This is a genomic window from Planktotalea arctica (assembly GCF_002105285.1).
Taxonomy (GTDB): Bacteria; Pseudomonadota; Alphaproteobacteria; order Rhodobacterales; family Rhodobacteraceae; genus Planktotalea; species Planktotalea arctica.
On record NZ_MUHR01000024.1, the window covers coordinates 1 to 5,995 of the forward strand.

The following is a 5,995-nucleotide window of genomic DNA, read 5'->3' on the forward strand; positions in this document are numbered from 1 at the left end:
ATTCCTGAAAAAAGCGCTTGCGACTGTTTGGAAGTAACACTAGAACCCCTCTCAACGGCGACGCAGACAGCGGCGCGGTTGGTCGGAGCGGCCGGAAACGGAAGCGAAGATCGGAAGTAAAATCGAGGTAGTTAAGGCGGGGCGCGCTGGAAAGAAACGGCGCATCTTGTTATTAGTTGTCTCAACGCTATTTGAAATTGATAGAAAACTGAAGAGATATGTGGGCGGTTTGGTTCATTCGATGGATCAACCTCGGCATATCGCGCTACTAGGGCTTAGGTCCGATGATGTAGTGTCAGCTTCACTGTTTGGACGGCTTTCGGTTACTTTGGTAACTTTAAGCACAACAGACAGAAAGATGAATGATTTGAACAATCATTCGATGTGCAAAGGTTCGACGTCAAGGATAGGTCAGTAATGGCCTTTCAACTTGAGAGTTTGATCCTGGCTCAGAACGAACGCTGGCGGCAGGCCTAACACATGCAAGTCGAGCGCAGTTATGATCTTCGGATTATAACCGAGCGGCGGACGGGTTAGTAACGCGTGGGAACATACCCTTTTCTACGGAATAGCCTCGGGAAACTGAGAGTAATACCGTATAAGCCCTTCGGGGGAAAGATTTATCGGGAAAGGATTGGCCCGCGTTAGATTAGATAGTTGGTGGGGTAACGGCCTACCAAGTCTACGATCTATAGCTGGTTTTAGAGGACGATCAGCAACACTGGGACTGAGACACGGCCCAGACTCCTACGGGAGGCAGCAGTGGGGAATCTTGGACAATGGGCGCAAGCCTGATCCAGCCATGCCGCGTGTGTGATGAAGGCCTTAGGGTCGTAAAGCACTTTCGCCAGAGATGATAATGACAGTATCTGGTAAAGAAACCCCGGCTAACTCCGTGCCAGCAGCCGCGGTAATACGGAGGGGGTTAGCGTTGTTCGGAATTACTGGGCGTAAAGCGCACGTAGGCGGACTAGTCAGTCAGAGGTGAAATCCCAGGGCTCAACCCTGGAACGGCCTTTGAAACTGCTAGTCTTGAGTTCGAGAGAGGTGAGTGGAATTCCGAGTGTAGAGGTGAAATTCGTAGATATTCGGAGGAACACCAGTGGCGAAGGCGGCTCACTGGCTCGATACTGACGCTGAGGTGCGAAAGTGTGGGGAGCAAACAGGATTAGATACCCTGGTAGTCCACACCGTAAACGATGAATGCCAGTCGTCGGGCAGTATACTGTTCGGTGACACACCTAACGGATTAAGCATTCCGCCTGGGGAGTACGGTCGCAAGATTAAAACTCAAAGGAATTGACGGGGGCCCGCACAAGCGGTGGAGCATGTGGTTTAATTCGAAGCAACGCGCAGAACCTTACCAACCCTTGACATACTTATCGTCGCTCCAGAGATGGAGCTTTCAGTTCGGCTGGATAAGATACAGGTGCTGCATGGCTGTCGTCAGCTCGTGTCGTGAGATGTTCGGTTAAGTCCGGCAACGAGCGCAACCCACATCTTTAGTTGCCAGCAGGTTAAGCTGGGCACTCTAAAGAAACTGCCCGTGATAAGCGGGAGGAAGGTGTGGATGACGTCAAGTCCTCATGGCCCTTACGGGTTGGGCTACACACGTGCTACAATGGCAGTGACAATGGGTTAATCCCAAAAAACTGTCTCAGTTCGGATTGGGGTCTGCAACTCGACCCCATGAAGTCGGAATCGCTAGTAATCGCGTAACAGCATGACGCGGTGAATACGTTCCCGGGCCTTGTACACACCGCCCGTCACACCATGGGAGTTGGTTCTACCCGACGACGCTGCGCTAACCCTTCGGGGAGGCAGGCGGCCACGGTAGGATCAGCGACTGGGGTGAAGTCGTAACAAGGTAGCCGTAGGGGAACCTGCGGCTGGATCACCTCCTTTCTAAGGATGTTTCCGGTCAGATTAGCTTGCTAATCTCTAGAAACACTTAGCAGAACAGCAAACAAAGCTGTTCAAAATTGCCAGACACGTTTTCCTTCGTGATCTGGTCGGACCGAGCCGTCCTCATATCTCTTCAGTCCTGTTTTTGCTTAGGCAAGAATATTTGCATCAACGCCGCGTTGATGCGGTGGAATACCTGTTACCGTCTGGTAGCGGCGCTTCTTGATGTTTGCCTGGCACACATCGGTCAGCGCGACGTCGATCCTGCAAGCAGGATCAGCTGGGTCGGTAGCTCAGGTGGTTAGAGCGCACGCCTGATAAGCGTGAGGTCGGAGGTTCAAGTCCTCCTCGACCCACCATAACTTTTGGGGCCTTAGCTCAGATGGGAGAGCGCCTGATTTGCATTCAGGAGGTCAGCGGTTCGATCCCGCTAGGCTCCACCATAACTTCTCAATCAGATCGTTAAGCACTTTCGAGTGTTTAACCGTCCGATTGGACGACATTCTTCTTCTCTCAGAGAAGTCGAATACTTCACATCGTATATAGAGAAAAATTAACAACACTGTTTGGTGCTGCGGAGTAACGTAGTCACCTCGGTGCGGTTCTACAGACTTCGGTTTGTAGAAGGTTCTTCCAGATCCCTTCCTCGGATCTTTTTGAATATCCCGTCCGAAACGAACAGGTTGTCCAAGTCAAGTACACTAACCAGAGTGGTTTTGTGGTTACCTCCTGCACGGATGGTGCCACGTATAGAGCCACTCATTGTCCATACCGAATGGTATGGGCGGGAAAATGTATGCTTTTGATTTAGGAAGCGTGGATGCGTTGCTTACCAGCTTGCGTGTCCCTGCATGACGTAAGTCTTGCTCTTTCTGGATCAAATCAAGCGCGAGAAGGGCGTTTGGTGAATGCCTTGGCAGTAAGAGGCGATGAAGGACGTGATACTCTGCGATAAGCCATGTGGAGCCGAGAATAGGCTTTGATACATGGATTTCCGAATGGGGCAACCCACCTGATTATATTCTGTTATTATCTAGCTTCGGTTAGATGGTTATCAGGGTGTAAAACCAGGTACTTATAGACTGAATACATAGGTTTATAAGAGCAAACCCGGGGAACTGAAACATCTAAGTACCCGGAGGAAAGGACATCAATTGATACTCCCCTAGTAGCGGCGAGCGAACGGGGACCAGCCGAGCCTCAATTGTGAATAGAATGGTCTGGAATGGCCAACCATAGTGGGTGACAGTCCCGTATATGAAGCATGAGAGGACGTATTAAGTAGGGCGGAACACGTGAAATTCTGTCTGAAGATCGGAGGACCACCTTCGAAGGCTAAGTACTCCTTACTGACCGATAGTGAACCAGTACCGTGAGGGAAAGGTGAAAAGCACCCCGACGAGGGGAGTGAAACAGTACCTGAAACCGAACGCCTACAATCAGTCGGAGCCCCCTTGCGGGGTGACGGCGTACCTTTTGTATAATGGGTCATCGACTTGGTCTATCTAGCAAGCTTAAGCCGTTAGGTGTAGGCGCAGCGAAAGCGAGTCTTAATAGGGCGAATGAGTTAGATGGATCAGACCCGAAACCGAGTGATCTAGGCATGGCCAGGTTGAAGGTTAGGTAACACTAACTGGAGGACCGAACCCACATCTGTTGAAAAAGATCGGGATGAGCTGTGCCTAGGGGTGAAAGGCCAATCAAACTCGGAGATAGCTGGTTCTCTGCGAAATCTATTTAGGTAGAGCGTCGACCGAATACTCTCGGGGGTAGAGCACTGAATGGGTAATGGGGGCCTACAGCCTTACTGATCCTAATCAAACTCCGAATACCGAGAAGTACTAGTCGGCAGACACACTGCGGATGCTAACGTCCGTAGTGGAGAGGGAAACAACCCTAACCTACAGCTAAGGCCCCTAATTCATGGCTAAGTGGGAAAGCAGGTGGGACGACCAAAACAACCAGGAGGTTGGCTTAGAAGCAGCCATCCTTTAAAGATAGCGTAACAGCTCACTGGTCTAAATAAGTTGTCCTGCGGCGAAGATGTAACGGGGCTCAAGCCATGAGCCGAAGCTTAGGATGCACGTAGTGCATGGTAGCAGAGCGTAGTGTGACATAGTTCCATGTGTCTTTAGCCTTCTTCGGAAGGTGTTGGACACAAGGAGCTTTCTGTGAAGCCGGCGCGTGAGCGATCCGGTGGAGAGATCACTAGTGAGAATGATGACATGAGTAGCGACAAAGAGTGTGAGAGACACTCTCGCCGAAAATCCAAGGGTTCCTGCTTAAAGCTAATCTGAGCAGGGTAAGCCGACCCCTAAGGCGAGGCCGAAAGGCGTAGTCGATGGGAACCAGGTTAATATTCCTGGGCCGTGGAGTGGTGACGGATCCGAGACGTAGTTCATCCTTATTGGATTGAATGGGCTGCTAACGGGTTCCTGGAAATAGCCCTCCTATAAGATCGTACCCTAAACCGACACAGGTGGATAGGTAGAGAATACCAAGGCGCTTGAGAGAACTATGTTGAAGGAACTCGGCAAAATACCTCCGTAAGTTCGCGAGAAGGAGGCCCGGTTCCAAGGCAACTTGGAGCTGGGGGCACAAACCAGGGGGTGGCGACTGTTTACTAAAAACACAGGGCTCTGCGAAGTCGTAAGACGACGTATAGGGTCTGACGCCTGCCCGGTGCCTGAAGGTTAAAAGGAGGGGTGAGAGCTCTGAATTGAAGCCCAGGTAAACGGCGGCCGTAACTATAACGGTCCTAAGGTAGCGAAATTCCTTGTCGGGTAAGTTCCGACCTGCACGAATGGCGTAACGACTTCCCCGCTGTCTCCAACATAGACTCAGCGAAATTGAATTGCCTGTCAAGATGCAGGCTTCCCGCGGTTAGACGGAAAGACCCCGTGCACCTTTACTACAGCTTCACACTGGCATCAGGCCATGCATGTGCAGGATAGGTGGTGGGCTTTGAAGCCGAGACGCTAGTCTTGGTGGAGCCTCCCTTGAGATACCACCCTTGCATTGCTTGATGTCTAACCGCGGCCCATTATCTGGGTCCGGGACCCTGTGTGGCGGGTAGTTTGACTGGGGCGGTCGCCTCCTAAAGCGTAACGGAGGCGCGCGAAGGTTGGCTCAGAGCGGTCGGAAATCGCTCGTTGAGTGCAATGGCAGAAGCCAGCCTGACTGCGAGACTGACAAGTCGAGCAGAGTCGAAAGACGGCCATAGTGATCCGGTGGTCCCGAGTGGAAGGGCCATCGCTCAACGGATAAAAGGTACGCCGGGGATAACAGGCTGATACTGCCCAAGAGTCCATATCGACGGCAGTGTTTGGCACCTCGATGTCGGCTCATCTCATCCTGGGGCTGGAGCAGGTCCCAAGGGTACGGCTGTTCGCCGTTTAAAGAGGTACGTGAGCTGGGTTTAGAACGTCGTGAGACAGTTCGGTCCCTATCTGCCGTGGGTGTAGGATACTTGAGAGGAGTTGCCCCTAGTACGAGAGGACCGGGGTGAACGATCCACTGGTGTACCAGTTGTTCCGCCAGGAGCAGTGCTGGGTAGCTATGATCGGACAGGATAACCGCTGAAGGCATCTAAGCGGGAAGCCCCCCTCAAAACAAGGTATCCCTGAGGACCGAGGTAGACCACCTCGTCAATAGGCTAGAGATGTAAGCGTAGTAATACGCTCAGTTGACTAGTACTAATCGTCCGATAGGCTTGATTTGATCCAGTAACAGCACAGACTGTAACTGATTAAACAGAAGCATACACAACACCATAAGTCGAAAACGACTTGGACAACGTTAATTTGAAGCGAAACACTCGCTTCGTTGTTAATTTTAGGAAGCGCCCAGTTTACGACTGTGTGGGAACGCATGTTTTGCTTGCAAAACAAGCTGCCTCCCACCGCGAAACACTGCGTGTTTCCTTTTTGGATTACTTGGTTTGGTGGTCATAGCGTGAGCAAAACACCCGGTCCCATCCCGAACCCGGAAGTTAAGTGCCACCGCGCCAATGGTACTGCGTCTTAAGACGTGGGAGAGTAGGTCACCGCCAATCCCAGTAATCCAAAACCTATATATCATGTCGGTGAAA

General features: G+C 51.6%; 2 tRNA genes and 3 rRNA genes. All 5 read left to right on the forward strand.

Annotation, left to right across the window (positions count from 1 at the left end):
• Nucleotides 1–426: 426 nt before the first annotated feature.
• The 5 genes from B9P63_RS16815 to rrf all read left to right on the forward strand — a co-directional run bounded on the left by B9P63_RS16815 (nucleotide 427) and on the right by rrf (nucleotide 5,959).
• Nucleotides 427–1,905: ribosomal RNA gene (locus B9P63_RS16815) — 16S ribosomal RNA — on the forward strand.
• Between the two features lie 282 nt (nucleotides 1,906–2,187).
• A tRNA-Ile gene (locus tag B9P63_RS16820) sits at nucleotides 2,188–2,264 on the forward strand.
• Between the two features lie 8 nt (nucleotides 2,265–2,272).
• Nucleotides 2,273–2,348 (forward strand) — tRNA-Ala (locus B9P63_RS16825).
• A 437-nt stretch (nucleotides 2,349–2,785) separates the two neighbouring features.
• A 23S ribosomal RNA gene (locus B9P63_RS16830) occupies nucleotides 2,786–5,625 on the forward strand.
• A gap of 219 nt (nucleotides 5,626–5,844) precedes the next feature.
• Nucleotides 5,845–5,959, forward strand: a 5S ribosomal RNA gene (gene rrf / locus B9P63_RS16835).
• Together the 16S, 23S and 5S rRNA genes with 2 tRNA genes alongside form the textbook arrangement of a ribosomal RNA operon.
• Nucleotides 5,960–5,995: the final 36 nt, after the last annotated feature.